13 protein-coding genes and 1 pseudogene are annotated in these 14,832 nt (G+C 62.2%); 8 read left to right on the top strand and 6 right to left on the bottom strand.

All coding sequences use genetic code 11. The features are described from left to right. The first annotated feature begins 193 nt into the window (after positions 1 to 193). The 5 genes from ATI14_RS31025 to ATI14_RS31005 all read left to right on the top strand — a co-directional run bounded on the left by ATI14_RS31025 (position 194) and on the right by ATI14_RS31005 (position 7,542). Entirely contained in the window at positions 194 to 2,830 is a 2,637-nt protein-coding gene (locus tag ATI14_RS31025) for a TonB-dependent receptor plug domain-containing protein (RefSeq protein ID WP_080520195.1), read from the top strand. A gap of 144 nt (positions 2,831 to 2,974) precedes the next feature. After that, the gene (locus ATI14_RS31020) at positions 2,975 to 3,988 is read left to right on the top strand and encodes an ABC transporter substrate-binding protein (protein ID WP_016973116.1); all 1,014 of its coding nucleotides are present in this window, start codon (positions 2,975 to 2,977) and stop codon (positions 3,986 to 3,988) included. Between the two features lie 128 nt (positions 3,989 to 4,116). Beyond that, positions 4,117 to 5,046 carry an aliphatic sulfonate ABC transporter substrate-binding protein gene (locus ATI14_RS31015; RefSeq protein WP_016973117.1) on the top strand — a complete coding sequence of 310 codons (930 nt, stop codon included), beginning with the start codon at positions 4,117 to 4,119 and terminating at the stop codon, positions 5,044 to 5,046. A 103-nt stretch (positions 5,047 to 5,149) separates the two neighbouring features. Then, positions 5,150 to 6,154 carry an ornithine cyclodeaminase family protein gene (locus ATI14_RS31010; RefSeq protein ID WP_016973118.1) on the top strand — a complete coding sequence of 335 codons (1,005 nt, stop codon included), beginning with the start codon at positions 5,150 to 5,152 and terminating at the stop codon, positions 6,152 to 6,154. Further along, positions 6,151 to 7,542 (top strand): aromatic amino acid lyase, encoded by a 1,392-nt coding sequence (locus ATI14_RS31005; RefSeq protein ID WP_080520428.1) that lies wholly within the window; start codon positions 6,151 to 6,153, stop codon positions 7,540 to 7,542. Before ATI14_RS31010 ends, ATI14_RS31005 begins: the two co-directional genes overlap by 4 nt. 97 nt (positions 7,543 to 7,639) lie before the next feature. Here ATI14_RS31005 and gstA read toward each other — a convergent pair whose 3' ends face one another. Beyond that, positions 7,640 to 8,242 (bottom strand): glutathione transferase GstA, encoded by a 603-nt coding sequence (gene gstA / locus ATI14_RS31000; RefSeq protein ID WP_016973120.1) that lies wholly within the window; start codon positions 8,240 to 8,242, stop codon positions 7,640 to 7,642. A gap of 96 nt (positions 8,243 to 8,338) precedes the next feature. Between gstA and ATI14_RS30995 the strand changes: the two genes are divergently transcribed. The 3 genes and pseudogenes from ATI14_RS30995 (at position 8,339) to ATI14_RS32085 (ending at position 10,695) form a co-directional block, all read left to right on the top strand. Further along, positions 8,339 to 9,208, top strand: coding sequence for a LysR family transcriptional regulator (locus ATI14_RS30995; RefSeq protein WP_016973121.1), 870 nt, complete (start codon positions 8,339 to 8,341; stop codon positions 9,206 to 9,208). Between the two features lie 122 nt (positions 9,209 to 9,330). Further along, positions 9,331 to 10,152: pseudogene (locus ATI14_RS32090) on the top strand (PAS domain-containing protein); the annotation flags it as partial. Next, positions 10,126 to 10,695, top strand: a complete 570-nt coding sequence (locus ATI14_RS32085; protein ID WP_370589146.1) for a methyl-accepting chemotaxis protein — start codon at positions 10,126 to 10,128, stop codon at positions 10,693 to 10,695. The pseudogene ATI14_RS32090 and the gene ATI14_RS32085, both read left to right, overlap by 27 nt. Before the next feature lie 149 nt (positions 10,696 to 10,844). Here ATI14_RS32085 and ATI14_RS30985 read toward each other — a convergent pair whose 3' ends face one another. The 5 genes from ATI14_RS30985 to ATI14_RS30965 form a co-directional block, all read right to left on the bottom strand. Then, entirely contained in the window at positions 10,845 to 11,369 is a 525-nt protein-coding gene (locus ATI14_RS30985) for a hypothetical protein (protein WP_016973123.1), read from the bottom strand. A 132-nt stretch (positions 11,370 to 11,501) separates the two neighbouring features. Next, entirely contained in the window at positions 11,502 to 12,911 is a 1,410-nt protein-coding gene (locus ATI14_RS30980) for an MFS transporter (RefSeq protein WP_017255813.1), read from the bottom strand. 11 nt (positions 12,912 to 12,922) lie between these two features. Continuing rightward, positions 12,923 to 13,660: an NAD-dependent epimerase/dehydratase family protein gene (locus ATI14_RS30975; protein ID WP_080520429.1), complete on the bottom strand. Its 738-nt coding sequence runs from the start codon at positions 13,658 to 13,660 to the stop codon at positions 12,923 to 12,925. Between the two features lie 13 nt (positions 13,661 to 13,673). Next, the gene (locus tag ATI14_RS30970) at positions 13,674 to 14,306 is read right to left on the bottom strand and encodes a glutathione S-transferase family protein (RefSeq protein ID WP_016973125.1); all 633 of its coding nucleotides are present in this window, start codon (positions 14,304 to 14,306) and stop codon (positions 13,674 to 13,676) included. A gap of 59 nt (positions 14,307 to 14,365) precedes the next feature. Further along, positions 14,366 to 14,800 (bottom strand): PACE efflux transporter, encoded by a 435-nt coding sequence (locus ATI14_RS30965; protein ID WP_016973126.1) that lies wholly within the window; start codon positions 14,798 to 14,800, stop codon positions 14,366 to 14,368. Positions 14,801 to 14,832 lie beyond the last annotated feature (32 nt).

Here is a 14,832-nt window from a genome sequence, read left to right as displayed (position 1 = left end):
ACTCGGTTCAGCTGTCAGCCCGAGTCGCCTGCATCGCAGGCAAGCCAGCTCCCACATTGAACGGGTTTCCATTTCAAAACCGGGTTCTAAGGACATAACCAAACGATCTGCAAGTTTTCCCCCGGCCGGCCCACATCACTCCCGTAAGCGCTGCGGGGAGCAGCGTTCAGGAGTTTCCTTGGGGGGAGCCAATGTGAGTCAGTTCAACCGTGTGCCGCTTCGAACCTTTGCCCTGGTGCCGTTGGCCAGCCTGTTTTTTTCGTTTGCCGCCAGCGCTGAAGAGGTGCGGCAGGTCTACCACATCGCCCCCGGCCCGCTGGATGAGGTGCTGCTGAACATCAGCCGCCAAAGCGGCCAGGTGATTTCCTTCACGCCGCAACTGGGCAATTACTCGTCGGCCACGGTGGATGGCTCGCTGTCCGCGCACCAGGCCGTGGACGCCGCGCTCAAGGGCACCGGCCTGCACGTGCAGGTCAGCCCGGACGGCGCGTTCATCATCAAGGAAGGCGCAAGCAACGCAGCCACCAGCGACGTAAAAGCCCAAACCAGCGCCGCCCAGGCACCGACCCTCGACCGCGTGGTCGCCATCGGTACCCGACGCAGCAACGCCACCGCGCTCACCAGCAGCGCGCCGGTGGACGTGATCAACGCCGACGAACTCAAGCAAACCGGCGCCACCAGCCTGAACCAGGCGTTGTTCCAGCTGCTGCCGTCGTTCAACTTTCCACAGAACAACAGCGCCACGCGCGGGCAGGACCCGAAGGGCGCGTCCCTGCGCGGCTTGTCGCCCGACCAGACGCTGGTGCTGATCAACGGCAAGCGCCGCCACACCTCGGCAGTGGTGAACATCTCCGGCGGCGTGCCGTTCATTGGCGCCCAGCCGGTGGACCTGGACATGATCCCCATCAGCGCCATCGACCACGTCGAAGTGCTGCGTGACGGCGCCTCGGCGCAGTACGGCTCCGACGCGGTGGCCGGGGTGGTCAACATCGTGCTCAAGGAGCGCGACAGCGGTGGGGGTATCAACACCCAACTGGGCAAATACGCCCAGGGCGACGGTTTCAGCAAGACCACCGATGGCTGGTACGGCATTGGCCTGCCGGGCGATGGTTTCCTGACCCTGAGCTTCAACACCCTGAACAACAAACCCGACGACATCGGCGACAAATACGTCGCCGACGGCCAGACGCAAGACCCGCGCTGGGGCGGTGCCGGCCGCGACAAATACAACCTGGCCGCCAACGCCGAGATCGGCCTCAACGATAAATGGCGCCTGTACAGCTTCGCCACGTTCGGCCAGGACACCTCGGTCAACAACACTCCGCCGTTGCTGGCGAGCAGCCCGAACAACGTGGCCTCGATCTACCCCGGCGGCACCATTCCGAAATACCGCTACCGCTACGAAGACGGCGCCGTCACCGTGGGCACCCGCTACGAAGACGACAGCATCGGCCGCTTCGACTTGAGCGCAACCTATGGCCGCGACGAGCACGACGAGTTGGCCTTCAACACGGTCAACCCGAGTTACGGCGCCAACAGCCCGACCAAATTCAACGTGGCCACGCTGGTCAACGACCAGACCAACATCACCCTGGACTACGCCAAGGACCTCGACGTGAGCTGGTCCAGCCACCCGCTGACCGTGTCGGGTGGCGTGGCTTATCGTCACGAGCAATACCGTCTGGAAGCCGGCGATTTCGACTCGTATTCCTTCGGCGGTATCGACGGCGTGCAAGTCGGCGCGGTGCAAGCATCCGGCCTGACCCCGGACGATGCCGGCACCTTCAAGCGTGATGTGGGCGGCGTGTATTTCGGCCTGGAAAACCAGGTCACCGACAAGCTGCAAGTCGGCGTTGCCGGGCGCACCGAGCACTACTCGGACTTCGGTTCGGCCACCACCGGCAAGCTGTCGGCGCGCTATGACTTCACGCCGCAAGTGGGCGTGCGCGCCACGGTCAACAACGCTTATCACGCGCCAAGCCTGGGCCAGATCGGTACCTCGTGGACCACCACCACCAACCTCGACGCCAACGGCAACCCGGTGCTGACCCGCATGCTGCCCGCCGACAACCCGGCGGCCCGTGCCCTCGGCGCGCAACCCCTGAAGCCGGAAAAATCCACCAACTACTCGCTGGGCCTGGTGCTGCGCCCGGCTGAAAACGCCTCGCTGACCATCGACGCTTACCAGATCTCAATCCGCGACCGGCTGCTGTTCAGCGGCGGGATTTCCGGACCCTTGGCTGAGCAGATCCTTACCAATGCCGGTTACGGCCAGTATTCCTGGGCGCAGTTCATGACCAACGCCGCCGATACCCGCACCCGCGGCGTCGACATCGTCGGCAAGTACAACCTGGACCTCGCGCAATTCGGCAACCTGGCGCTGTCGGCCGGCTACACCAAGGCGCGCACCACCATCGAGAAAATCCACGAAAACCCCAATGGTTTTGAAGTGCTGACCCGCGAAGCCCGTGGCTTTATCGAGCACGGCTACCCCGAAGACAAACTGGTGTTCGGCGCGGTGCACAAGCTCAACCAGTGGACGATTTCCCTCAACGAAACCCGCTACGGCAAATACCGCAAATACGCGGCCAGCGAGACCAACGCCCAGTACGACCAGGAGTTCAGCGCGCAATGGACCACCGACCTGGACGTGAACTACGCCTTCACCAGGCAACTGCGCGTGTCGGTGGGCGTGAACAACCTGTTCGACAGCAAACCCGACGACTTCAACAGCCGCCTGCGCCAGACGCCAGGCCAGCAATACAGCTACCTCTCACCGACCGCGCCGGAAGGGGCGTTCTACTACACGCGGCTCAGTTATGACTTTTAAGAACATGGCGTAGATCAACTGTGGGAGCTGGCTTGCCTGCGATGGCGGTGGTGGCTTCAACATCGCTATCGCAGGCAAGCCAGCTCCCACATTGACCGTGCCCACTTTGAATGTGTTGTGAATCGAATCTCCAAGAGGCTACTCATGAGAACACTAAAAAACCTGCTCGGTGGCTCGCTCCTGGCACTGGCCCTGGTGGCCCAACAAACGCCCGCTGCGGAGGCGGTCAAACCCATCCACTTCGGCGACATCACCTGGGAAAGCGGCAGCCTGATCACCGAAGTGCTGCGTGTGATCGTCGAGAAAGGCTACGGCCTGCCCACCGACACCTTGCCCGGCAGCACCGTAAGTCTGGAAGCCGCACTGGCCAAGGACGACATTCAAGTGATCGGCGAAGAATGGGCCGGGCGCAGCCCCGCGTGGGTCAAGGCTGAAAGTGAAGGCAAGGTCTTCGGCCTGGGCGACACCGTCAAAGGCGCCACCGAAGGCTGGTGGGTGCCTGAATACGTGATCAAGGGCGACGCCGAACGCGGCATCAAACCGCTGGCGCCGGAGTTGAAATCGGTAGCCGACCTGGCGCGCTACAAGGACGTGTTCCGCGACCCCGAAGACCCAAGCAAAGGCCGCTTCCTCAACAGCCCCACCGGCTGGACCTCGGAGATCGTCAACAGTCAGAAGCTCAAGGCCTATGGCCTGACCGACACCTTCGTCAATTTCCGCACCGGCTCCGGCGCGGCGCTGGATGCCGAAGTGGCCTCGTCGATCCGTCGCGGCAAGCCGGTGCTGTTCTACTACTGGTCGCCGACGCCGCTGCTCGGCCGCTTCAAACTGGTCAAACTGGAAGAGCCGCCGTTCAACGCCGATGCCTGGAAAACCCTGGCCGACGCCAACAACCCGCACCCCATCGGCACCCGTTCGCTGGCGGCACACCTGGCGATTGGCGTGTCGGCGCCGTTCAAGGCGCAATACCCGCAGTTGGTGAGCTTCTTTGAAAAAGTCGACCTGCCGATCGACCTGCTCAACACCACCCTCGCGCACATGGCCGAGAAACGTGAACAACCACGCGAGGTCGCGCTGGCGTTCCTCAAAGCGCAGCCGCAAGTCTGGCAACAATGGGTGCCGGCGGACGTGGCGGCCAAGGTCAAGGGAGCGCTCTGATTGATCGTTCCCACGCTCCGCGTGGGAATGCATCCTGTGACGCTCCGCGTCACGTTGTTAAAGCGGGACGCAGAGCGTCCCTGGCGGCATTCCCACGCAGAGCGTGGGAACGATCGGAGGTGGTAGAAATGGTTAAGTTTTTAAGCGCGATTCTGGCTTCACTGGTGTTCAGCGGGGTGGCATCAGCGGCCGAACCGGCCACGTTGCGCATCGGCTACCAGAAAAGCTCGGTGAGCATGGTGCTCGCCCGCGAGCACAAACTCTTCGAAGCCGCGCTGCCCGGCACTCAGGTGCAGTGGATCGAGTTTCTCGGCGGCCCGCCGCTGATTGAAGCGCTCAATGGCGGCAGCCTGGACATCGGCAATATCGGTGACATCCCGCCGATCTTCGCCCAGGCCGCCGGCATCGATTTGCAGTACTTCGCCGTGGAGCCCAACGAGGGCAAAACCGAAGCGGTGCTGGTGCCCAACGCCAGCACGATTCACAGCGTGGCCGAGCTCAAGGGCAAGCGCGTGGCGCTGCTCAAGGGTTCCAGTGCACACAACCTGTTCCTCAAAAGCCTGCTTCGCGCGGGCTTGCAGTGGAAGGACGTGAACGTGGTCTACCTGTCACCTTCGGACGGCCGTGCGGCGTTTGAGCAAGGCAAGGTCGATGCGTGGGTGGTGTGGGACCCGTACTACTCGGCCGCCGTGGTCGACGGTTCCGCCCGTGTGCTGGGTGACGGTCAGGGCCTCAACCCGGCGGGCAGTTTCTTTGTGGTCAGCAGCCCATTTGCCAAACAGCATCCGCAGGCCATCGCCACGATCATCCAGACCCTGGCCAAGGCGCAACGCCTGTCCCTCGACCAACCCGAAGAAAGCATCGCCTTGATGGCCAAGACCCTCGGCCTGCAACCGGCGGTGGTGAAAAGCTATTTCGAACACCGCTCACCTGCGCCGATCCGCCCGCTGGAAGCCGTGGATGTCGCCAACCAGCAACGCACCGCCGACCTGTTTTTCGCCAACGGCCTGATTCCGAAGAAGGTTGATGTGCAGCAGGCCGTGTTCAAGGCCCCCTGACACTGCACTTCTGTAGCGAACGGGCGTGTTGTGGCGAGCCCGCTCGCCACAGGAAGCGGGCTTGCCACAAAAATCGCTAAAACCTTTAATCAGTGAGCAGACCATGCAACCGATCTACATCGACTTTCTCAACGGCCTCGACATCAATGAGTTAAACCTGGGCAACGACGAAATCCTCAATGCCATCGAAGCCAGCCTGGCGATTCAGGGCCGTGGCGAGGCGGTGATCGAGCCGCGCACTCACCTGATTCCCGGCGGGGATATCAACGGCCACTTCAACGTCTTACGCGGCGTGCTGGGCGGCGACATTGGCTATGCGGGCGTCAAGGTGGTGGGGGATTTCGTCGACAACTACCGCCAGGGCTTGCCGTCTGAACTGGCGATTCTCAACCTGCTCGACCCTGCCACCGGCATTCCCGAAGCGATCCTCGACGCCTCGGCGATCACCGACATGCGCACCGGCGCCGTCACCGCCATCGGCGCCAAATACCTCGCCAACCCCGACAGCAAAGTGCTGGCGCATATTGGCGCGCGCGGCACGGCGTACTGGAATGTGCGCCTGCTCGATCACCTGTTCGACTTCGAGGAAATCCGCGTGCACTCGCGTCGCAGCGAAAGCCGTGAAGCCTTCGCTGAACGCCTGCGCCGGGACCTGGGCAAACCGGTGATCGTCACCCACGATTGGGAAAGCACCGTGCGCGGCGCCGACATCGTGGTCGAAGCCTCGCGCCTGGATCAGCCCGAGCCGTTACTGCGCACCGACTGGATCAAACCCGGCGCCTTTGTGGTGCCCTACGGCACCATGAGCGCGGTGGAACTGTCACTCACCGACATCATGAGCAAGCTCGTGGTGGACGATTGGGGCCAGTGCAAAGGCGGGATGTTTGGCGCATTGCGAGCCCATGTCGATGCCGGAAAACTCAGCGCCGACACCTTGCATGCCGAGCTGGGGCAAATCGTTGCCGGGCTGAAAAACGGCCGGGAAAACCCCGAAGAAACCATCCTGTTCTGGCACCGTGGCCTGAGCCTCAGCGACATCGCCCTGGGCCACGCGCTGCTGGAAAAAGCCAAGCGGTTGGGGATTGGCCAGCGGCTGCGTTGGGCATGATTCACCTCGACCCGCAAGGCCTGACGCTGGCGGATTTGCTGGCGATTGCACAGCAAGACGCGCCGGCAGATTTCACCGCGCAGGCGCGCCAGCGTATCGACGAAGGCCACCAGTTGTTGCTGACGCTCGCCGCCGGCGGCACACCGATTTATGGCGTGACCACGGGCCTCGGGGCGGCGGTGGATACGTCGGTGGCGCCGGTGCAGGAGAGCATTCCACTGGGGCGCGCGGTGGGTGTGGGCCGCCTGGCCAATCGGCAGGAGTTGCGGGCGATCACGGCCGCGCGTTTGGCCGGGTTGGCTCAGGGGCGCTCGGGTATTTCACCGCAGGCGGCACAGGCTCTGCTGGATTTGCTCAATTCGGGCGTCGAGCCTGCGGTGCCGTTGCTGGGCTCGCTGGGCGAAAGTGATTTGGCGCCTCTGGCGCACCTGAGCCTGGCGTTGACCGTGCCATTGACCGGCAAGGACGGCCTGGCACTGGTCTCGGCCAATGCGGCCAGTGTCGGCCTTGGTGCATTGCTGGTGGCGCAAGCGCAGCAAGTGCTGCATGCCTTGTTGTCGGCATTGGCATTGTCGTGCGAAGGCTATCGCGCCAACCTCAGCCCGTTCCAGCCGTGGGCTTCGCGCTTGCGCCCGGCGCCTGGGCAAACCGAGCAATCGGCAGCGTTGTTGGCGTTGCTTGACGGTGGCGAGTTGGCGGGCAGCCCACGCCGCCTGCAAGACCCGTTGAGCTTTCGCTGTGCCACGGTGGTTCAGGGCGCGGCGCAACAGGCGTTGCAGCAACTGCAGGAACTGGTCGAACTGGAGCTGCGCAGCGGTGCCGATAACCCGGCGCTGATCAGCGAAGAGTCGCTGGTGCTGGCGACGGCGAATTTCGACAGCACGCATCTGGCGCATGCGGCTGAGGGACTGGGGCTGGCCTTGAGCCGGGTCGCCGCCTGCAGTGCCGAACGCATTGCCAAGTTGTTGTCGCCAGCCTCCAGCGATTTACCGCGTTTTCTGAGTACCCGGCCTGGGCATGTCGGCATGGCGGCCTTGCAGCGCACCAGTTCGGCGCTGGTCGCGGAGATCGGGCATCTGGCCAACCCACTGCCGGCCGTCAGCGTGCCGGTGGCGGATCGGGTGGAAGACTACGCGGGGCAAGCGCTGGCCGTGGTCGACAAAACCCGCCGGTTGACCGAACGGGTGTTGTGGTTGGCCAGCATCGAGTTGATTGTCGCCGCGCAGGCGGTGGACCTGCGAGGAACCGTGAAGCTGGGGCAGGGCGCCCGGCAGATCCACGAGGCGGTGCGCAGCCAGGTGGCGCATCTGGATCAGGACCGTTCGGGTTCGGTGGATGTGTTGGCGTTGAGTGCCTTTATCGCCAGTAATCGCCTTTCAATCCACTGAAGATCAACTGTGGGAGCTGGCTTGCCTGCGATAGCGGTCTGTCTGATGTACCGCCATCGCAGGCAAGCCAGCTCCCACAAGTTAATTGCATTTCAGGTCAGGCGGCTTCGGTGGCCAGTGCTGCAACGACCGCAGCCCGTTCACCCACGCGTTGCTGAAACGCCGTCAGCGCCGGCCAATCACCCAGATCAATGTCGTTGAAAGCCGCCCAGCGCAGCACCACAAACAAATACGCATCCGCCACCGAATACGCCGAACCCAACAGATAATCCTGCCGCTCCAGCGTCTGCACCAGCACCGCAAAGCGCTTGAACAGCGTGGCCAGGAACATCGCCCGCACTTCCCCTTGAATCACCGGGTTGAAGAAAATCGCCAGCCCGCCATGGATTTCACTGGCGATGAAGTTCAACCATTCCTGCAAACGCACGCGCTCCCAGCTGCCGTTGGCCGGGGCCAGGCCCGCCTCGGGTTTTTGGTCGGCCAGAAATTGCAGGATCGCACTGGCCTCGGTCAGCACCTGGCCATTGTCCAGTTGCAGCGCCGCCACGTAGCCCTTGGGGTTGATCTGCAAGAAGTTCTCGCCATCGGCGGTGGTTTTGGTCTGGTTATCCACCCGCACGAGTTCGAACGGCAATGCCAATTCCCGCAGCACGATGTGGGGGGCAAGGGAGCAGGCGTGGGGGAAGAAATACAGTTTCATCTAAAGGTACTCCGTTGAATTTGCGCCAGTCTCGTGGGCATGGCACCGTGCGTAAAATTAAACCTTCAGACCCTATCCATAAGGACAGCTACTGCCATGATGAACCTGATGCACTGGCGCTTGCTGGTGGCCGTGGCCGATCACGGCAGCATTACCGCCGCCGCCGAGCAGGTGGGCATGACCCAATCCGCCGCCAGCCAGGCCATGGCGTCCATGGAAAGCACGCTGGGTGCGCAACTGTTTACCCGCGAACCGCGCAAGACCTTGCCCACCGCGTTGGGGTTGACTGTGATTGAGCAGGCGCGGGTGATGATGGCGGCCCTGCAGACGATTCGCACCACCGTGGACGAAGCGCGACCTTCGTTGCGTGGGAGCATTCGCATTGCCAGCTTCCCGATGGTGCTGGCGACGTTTCTGACGCCCTTGCTGCAACGTTTCCGCCAGCTGCACCCGGGTATCGACGTCACCACCCTGGATGTGACCGACAGCGAAGTGCATGCCTTGCTCGACGCCGACCTGATCGATCTGGGCGTCGTACTCAACCCCAAGCCCGAGCGCAACGCCACGGTGCTGGGCCGCGACTTCTGGATGGCCGTGTTGCCCGTCGGTCACCCCATCGCCCAACGCCCGGCCGACGCAACCGTGACCCTGGCCGAACTGCTGGAGCAACCCTTCGTGCTTGCCACCGGCGGCTGTACCGCCAACGCCCGCAGCCTGGGCACCGCAGCAGGCCTGGCCCTGCGCGATGTTCGCGTGGAGGTGCGGGAATTCAACAGCGCCTACAGCCTGGTGCGCGAAGGCGTCGGCGTGACGCTGGTGCCGGAAATGGCCCTGCCCACCCAACGCAACGGCCTGCGCGTGATGCCGCTGACGGAGCCGTTGCATCGTGAGTTTGCCTTGGTCGGTTCACAAACCCGCCCGCCTTCTGCGGCGGTTAATGCATTGTTAAAAATGCTCGCTGACTAGTGGCCTTGCATAGCGTCAAGCCCTGTCTATGCTGACTCAGAACCGTTGATGACGTTTGGCATTTAAAGCGTTTCGGATGGTTATTTCCCCATGAAGGTTTGCCAGCACTATCCAAAAAATGAATGGAATGCGCCTTCAAGGCGCCGGGAATCAAGGGTGATCTGACCATGTTTAACCGCCAGCACAAATCCGACCTGCTAGAAATCGAACGTTTCTCCTGTGCCCTCACCGAAGCCAACGCCAAACTCGCCGCCATCAGCCGTTCCATGGCAATGATCGAGTTCGACCGCAACGGCGTGATTCTCGATGCCAACGAAAATTTCTGCAAAGCGATGGGGTATAGCGCCGAGGAGATTCGTGGCAAACATCACCGGATCTTCTGCGACGAGGCCTACACCCATACCGAGGCCTACGCCAAGCTATGGCGTGACCTGGCGCGGGGCGAGGCGCTCAGCGGCACGTTCATGCGCCTGAACAAGCGCGGTGAGGAAGTGTGGCTTGAAGCCAGTTACATGCCGGTGCGGGGCAGCGACAACCAGGTGCAGAGCGTGATCAAGGTGGCGTCGGACATTTCCGCCCGCGTGCACCACGAACATGAAAACCAGAGCCTGATCGACGCCATCAGCCGTTCCATGGCGGTTATCGAGTTCACGCCTCAGGGCCAGATCATCAACGCCAACGAGAATTTCCTGCGCACCGTGCAGTACTCGCGTGAAGAAATCATCGGCCAGCACCACAGCATGTTTTGCCATCGCGCCGAGGTTGAATCGCCGGCGTACAAGGCTTTCTGGGCCTCGCTCAACCGTGGCGAATATCACTCCCACCGTTTTGAGCGCAAAAACAAATACGGCAAAACCCTGTTTCTGGAAGCGTCCTACAACCCGATCTTCGACACCAACGGGCGCCTGTACAAAGTGGTGAAGTTCGCCAGTGATATCACCGACCAAGTCACTACGTTGCGCACCGCCGCCGACTCTGCCCACGCTACGTCGGTACAAAACGACGCTTGCGCGCGCAAGGGCTCGGAGGTGGTGCAGCAAACCGTGCAGATCATCGAGGAAATTTCCCACGACCTGAATCAGGCTGCCCAGAGCATTGACGCGGTGAGCAAACAGTCGGACATCATCGGCGCCATCGTGCAGACCATCCGCAGCATTGCCGAGCAAACCAACATGCTGGCGCTCAACGCAGCGATTGAAGCGGCGCGGGCCGGCGAACACGGGCGTGGCTTTGCGGTGGTGGCCGACGAAGTGCGCAGCCTTGCGGCTCGGACGAGCCAGGCGACGGTGGAGATTGTGGACGTGGTGCGCAAGAACCACGACCTGTCGCTGAGCGCGGTGTCGAGCATGCAGTCGAGCTTGAGCCGCACGGGGCTGGGGGTGGAATTGGCGAACGAGGCGGGGCAGGTGATCCAGGAGATTCAGCAAGGGTCACGGCATGTGGTGGATGCTATCAGCCAGTTCAACTCGACGTTGCAACTGCAATAAACCCAAGGCTTATGTGACAACCGAAGTCATGTGGGAGCTGGCTTGCCTGCGATGCAGACACCTCGGTAAAACAGGTAGACCGAGTTGATGCTATCGCAGGCAAGCCAGCTCCCACACAAGCCGGTCCTGCATCTTTATTGCGGTGTGGCTTAGATCGCCGCCAGGGTTTCTTTCACCGCCTGCGCCGGGTCGCTGGTTTTCGCGGCGACCTGCTGCTCTTGCTGCTGCTTCACCCGGTCAGCCACTTCCTTGGCGATCGCGTCCTGCTTTTCCTTCGGCATTGCCTGCACTTCGGCTTCCGTCAAACCCTGTTCCTTGAGCAGTTGTTCGCGAATGCGTTCGGCGGGCGATTTGTTCATGTAATCGGTGAAATCAGCCCGCGCGGTGCTGGAAGACGAACCGTTGGCCGGTACATCCGTGGCCGGTGGGGTCGCCGGCGCAGAGGCTGCCGTGGTGGCTTGCAACTGAACGCGAGTCTTGGCAAACGCTTCGTCGATACGGTCGTTGGCCTTGTCCAGTTGGGTTTGCGCCGTCGGCACCGTAACCGATTGTTGCGCCGCTTGCAGGGCGCCGCTGTACAGCGTGCTGGCGGCAGCGTTGGCCGGGTCCAGGTCGGGGCGCTTGAGCTGTTGCACAGTGGAGGATGCGGCTTGGGTGTTGTTGTTGATCAGCATGATTGCTCACCTGGGATGTGTTCGGTCCGACAGGAGGAGCAAATAGCATGCCGGGTGCGCCACCCCCGGTTTTATTGGGGATGGCCAGGCCAGCGCGGCAATGATTGTCCCGCCGGCGGCTAACCCTTGCCGTCAGTGGGCGATGTTTTCCAGCGCCAGGTTGCGCGTGCGCGGCCCGAACCAGCTGATGGTGACCATCACGATCAACATGCTGCTGGCAATAAACGCCAGTACACCCGGCGTGCCCAGGTGTTCGAGGATAAAACCGATCAACAAACTGCTGAACACCGTGGACAAGCGGCTGAACGAATAACAGAACCCCACCGCCCGCGCGCGGATGTTGGTGGGGAACAGTTCGCTCTGGTAGGAGTGATAACTGAAGCTCAGCCAGGCATTGCAGAACGTGATCATCACCCCGCAAATCACCAGCCCCACCGCCGTGGTTTGCAACGCGAACAAGCTGCCGAACACCATCGCGCCCAACGCCGAGCCGACAATCTGCCATTTGTTTTCAAAGCGGTTGGCCACCTTCACAAACAGCAACGGCCCGAGCGGGTAGGCGAGGGTGATGATGAAGGCGTAAAGCAAACTGTGGGTCACGCTCACGCCCTGGCCCGACAGCAGCGCCGGCAACCAGTTGCCGAAGCCGAAAAAGCCGATGGCCTGGAACACATGGAACACAATCAGCATCAATGCGCGACGGCGGTACGGCGGTTGCCAGATATCGGCAAAGCGCCCGCTGCCCTGCACGCTGACAGCTTCCGGTTCGGGGGCGTCCAGCGGCTTGCCATGATCCTGCTCACAGCGTGCCTCCAGGCGGTTCATGATCACATCGGCTTCGTCAAAGCGGCCTTTTTGCGCCAGCCAGCGCGGTGACTCCGGCAAGCGTTTGCGCAGTTGCCAGATAAACAGCGCAAACACCGCACTGCTCAACACCACCAGGCGCCAGCCGGAAATGCCGAACGGCGATTGGGGCACCAGCCACCACGACATCAACGCCACCGCCGGCACCGACAGAAACTGGATGAAAAACGCGAAGGCAAACGCCGAGCTGCGCATGCGTTTGGGCACCAGTTCCGAGAGGTAGGCGTCGATGGTCACCAGCTCGATGCCCAGGCCGATGCCCACCAGAAAACGCATGCAGATAATGCCCAGTGCGGAGGTCTGAATGCCCATCAGTACCGTGGCGACCGTGTACCAGATCAGCGCAAAGGTGAAGATCGCGCGGCGCCCGAAGCGGTCGGCAATCGGGCTGAGCAGGCTGGCGCCGAGGAACAGGCCGAGAAAGGTTGCCGAGGCGAAGGCGGCCTGGTCGGAGAAGCCGAACACGCCCTCGCTGCCGGTGTGAAAGAGCCCGTCGCTGATCAGGCCGGGGCTGATGTAGGCGGTCTGGAACAGGTCATACAGTTCGAAAAAACCGCCAATCGACAGCAGCGCCACCAGGCGCCAGAGGGTCGCCACGGCGGGCAGGCGGTCGATGCGTGCGCTGATATGGGCGGCGCGGACCGGGTCGATGCCATCGGCGGCAGAGAGTACGGGCATGAAGGTCAGGCTCAGTAGGTGATCGGGATTTCGAAGGTCTGGAAGGCATCGTCCACGGGTTGGTAGCCCAACACGCGGGTGGTTTCGCTCAGGTCCAGGCGCTTGAAACGGTTATTCGAAATGCCGTGGGCGATCAGGTGTTTTACGCCTTCGGCTTCCACGGAACGCTGCAGCAGTTGCACGGCATCACGCGGGCTGAGCCAGGCGCTGAGGTCGCGGGCGTTATTCAGGTCGGGGGTTTCAGGGAATTCGAAGGCGCCGATGCGCAGGGCAATCGTCGACAAGGACGTTTTCGCCGCGTAATAGCTGCACAGCGCCTCGCCGTAGCATTTGCTCACGCCGTACAGGTTGGCGGGCATCACCTGCATGCCCGGTGTGATCTGGCGGTCCACCGGGTAGCCTTCAATGGTTTGCGCGCTGCTGGCAAACACCAAACGGTTCACGCCGGCGGCCACGGCGGCTTCGAACAGGTAGGTGGTGGCGAGGATGTTGTTGGGCAACAATTCGTCGAACGCGGCGCTGGCGTGGGGGATGCCCGAGAGGTGCACGATCACGTCGATGCCGTCGAGCAGGGCCGCAAGGCTGGATTTGTCACTGAGATCGGCGCTGACAAAGCGGTGCTCGCCCAGGGCGAAATCCGGCGCAACGCGGTCGGTGAGGGTGAAGCGGTAGCGGTCTTTCGAGGCTTCGAAAAACGTCTTGCCGATTCTGCCGCAGGTACCGGTAAGCAGTACGTTGAGTCCTTTCACGGTGAGTCCTGTTTTAGTTATGGCCGTCGAGGGCAAAAGTCTTGAAGCCTTGGCGCCCGCTCAGGCGTTGGTAATAGGCTTCAACGGCGGGGTAGGGCGGATGCTCCAGCGGCGCATTGCGCCAGCGGTGTACCGAGAGGCCGACGAGGATGTCGGCCAGGGTGAATTCGTTGCCGGCCACGTAGGCGCCGGTCTTGAGCAACTGCTGTTCGAGCAGGCCCATCTTGTCATTCCAGGCTTGCACGCCCGCTTTCAGCCGTTGCGGGTCCTGGTAATCCGGGTTTTGGCGCACCAACGCGTGAAAGGCATAACCCCACGAAGGGTTGAGTTCGGTGGCTTGCCAGTCCATCCACTGCTCCACCTTCGCCCGGGGCGCGGGTTCGGCGGGCAGCAGGTCGTGGCGTTGGTAAAGGCTGACGAGGTAGCGGCAAATGGTGTTGGATTCCCACAGCACACCGTGGTCGTCGATCAGCACCGGCACCTGGGCGTTGGGGTTCAGGGCCAGGAATTCCGGCGACTGGGTGGGGCTGAACCCCATGCCCCAGTCTTCGCGGGTGTAGTCGATGCCCAGTTCCTGGCAGGTCCAAAGGACTTTTCGTACGTTTATGGAGGAGGTGCGACCCAAGATTTTCAGAGAATGTCCCATGGTGCTTTCCTGGCAAAGGAGATGACCCATGGGAATCTAACAGCGGTGCCCGGTTGGCGCTACGCAGATGTTGCTGGCAGCGCCGAGGCGGGCAGGCCGAAAGTGCGGTCGAACAGCCAGTTGAAAACAAAGGTGTAGCAGGGGATGAACAGGATCAGCGCCAGGTCGAGGAGGAAGGCCTGCGCCAGGCTCACGTTCATCCACCAGGCGATCAGCGGAATCAGGAACACGATCAACGTCAGCTGGAACCCCACGGCGTGGGCAATACGGCGTTTGACCGTGCGCGTGCGGTCACGCTGGCGGCTTTCCCAGCGCTCGAACAGCGAGGTGTAGATGAAGTTCCAGGTCACGGCGATGGTGGTGATCACCACGGCCAGTGGCCCGGTGCTGGACGGGTGCGCGCCGGACAGCAGCGCCAGGCCGAGGGCCGAAAAGGTCATGCCGATCAGCTCGAACAGCGACACATACACCAGCTTGCGTTTCACGCCTTGCATACCATTTCCTCTTTTTTCGGGTGACAGGAACG

Source organism: Pseudomonas tolaasii NCPPB 2192 (assembly GCF_002813445.1).
Classification (GTDB): domain Bacteria; phylum Pseudomonadota; class Gammaproteobacteria; order Pseudomonadales; family Pseudomonadaceae; genus Aquipseudomonas; species Aquipseudomonas tolaasii.
This window is presented reverse-complemented; position numbering and strand designations above follow the sequence as displayed.

What these genes read in the sequence shown, in the direction of transcription:
- ATI14_RS31020 (WP_016973116.1), top strand. Translation starts at nt 2,975, where the DNA reads ATGAGAACACTAAAAAACCTGCTCGGTGGCTCGCTCCTGGCACTGGCC.
- ATI14_RS31010 (WP_016973118.1), top strand. Translation starts at nt 5,150, where the DNA reads ATGCAACCGATCTACATCGACTTTCTCAACGGCCTCGACATCAATGAG.
- ATI14_RS31015 (WP_016973117.1), top strand. Translation starts at nt 4,117, where the DNA reads ATGGTTAAGTTTTTAAGCGCGATTCTGGCTTCACTGGTGTTCAGCGGG.
- ATI14_RS30995 (WP_016973121.1), top strand. Translation starts at nt 8,339, where the DNA reads ATGATGAACCTGATGCACTGGCGCTTGCTGGTGGCCGTGGCCGATCAC.
- ATI14_RS30985 (WP_016973123.1), bottom strand. Translation starts at nt 11,369, where the DNA reads ATGCTGATCAACAACAACACCCAAGCCGCATCCTCCACTGTGCAACAG.
- ATI14_RS30970 (WP_016973125.1), bottom strand. Translation starts at nt 14,306, where the DNA reads ATGGGACATTCTCTGAAAATCTTGGGTCGCACCTCCTCCATAAACGTA.
- ATI14_RS30980 (WP_017255813.1), bottom strand. Translation starts at nt 12,911, where the DNA reads ATGCCCGTACTCTCTGCCGCCGATGGCATCGACCCGGTCCGCGCCGCC.
- ATI14_RS31005 (WP_080520428.1), top strand. Translation starts at nt 6,151, where the DNA reads ATGATTCACCTCGACCCGCAAGGCCTGACGCTGGCGGATTTGCTGGCG.
- gstA (WP_016973120.1), bottom strand. Translation starts at nt 8,242, where the DNA reads ATGAAACTGTATTTCTTCCCCCACGCCTGCTCCCTTGCCCCCCACATC.
- ATI14_RS30965 (WP_016973126.1), bottom strand. Translation starts at nt 14,800, where the DNA reads ATGCAAGGCGTGAAACGCAAGCTGGTGTATGTGTCGCTGTTCGAGCTG.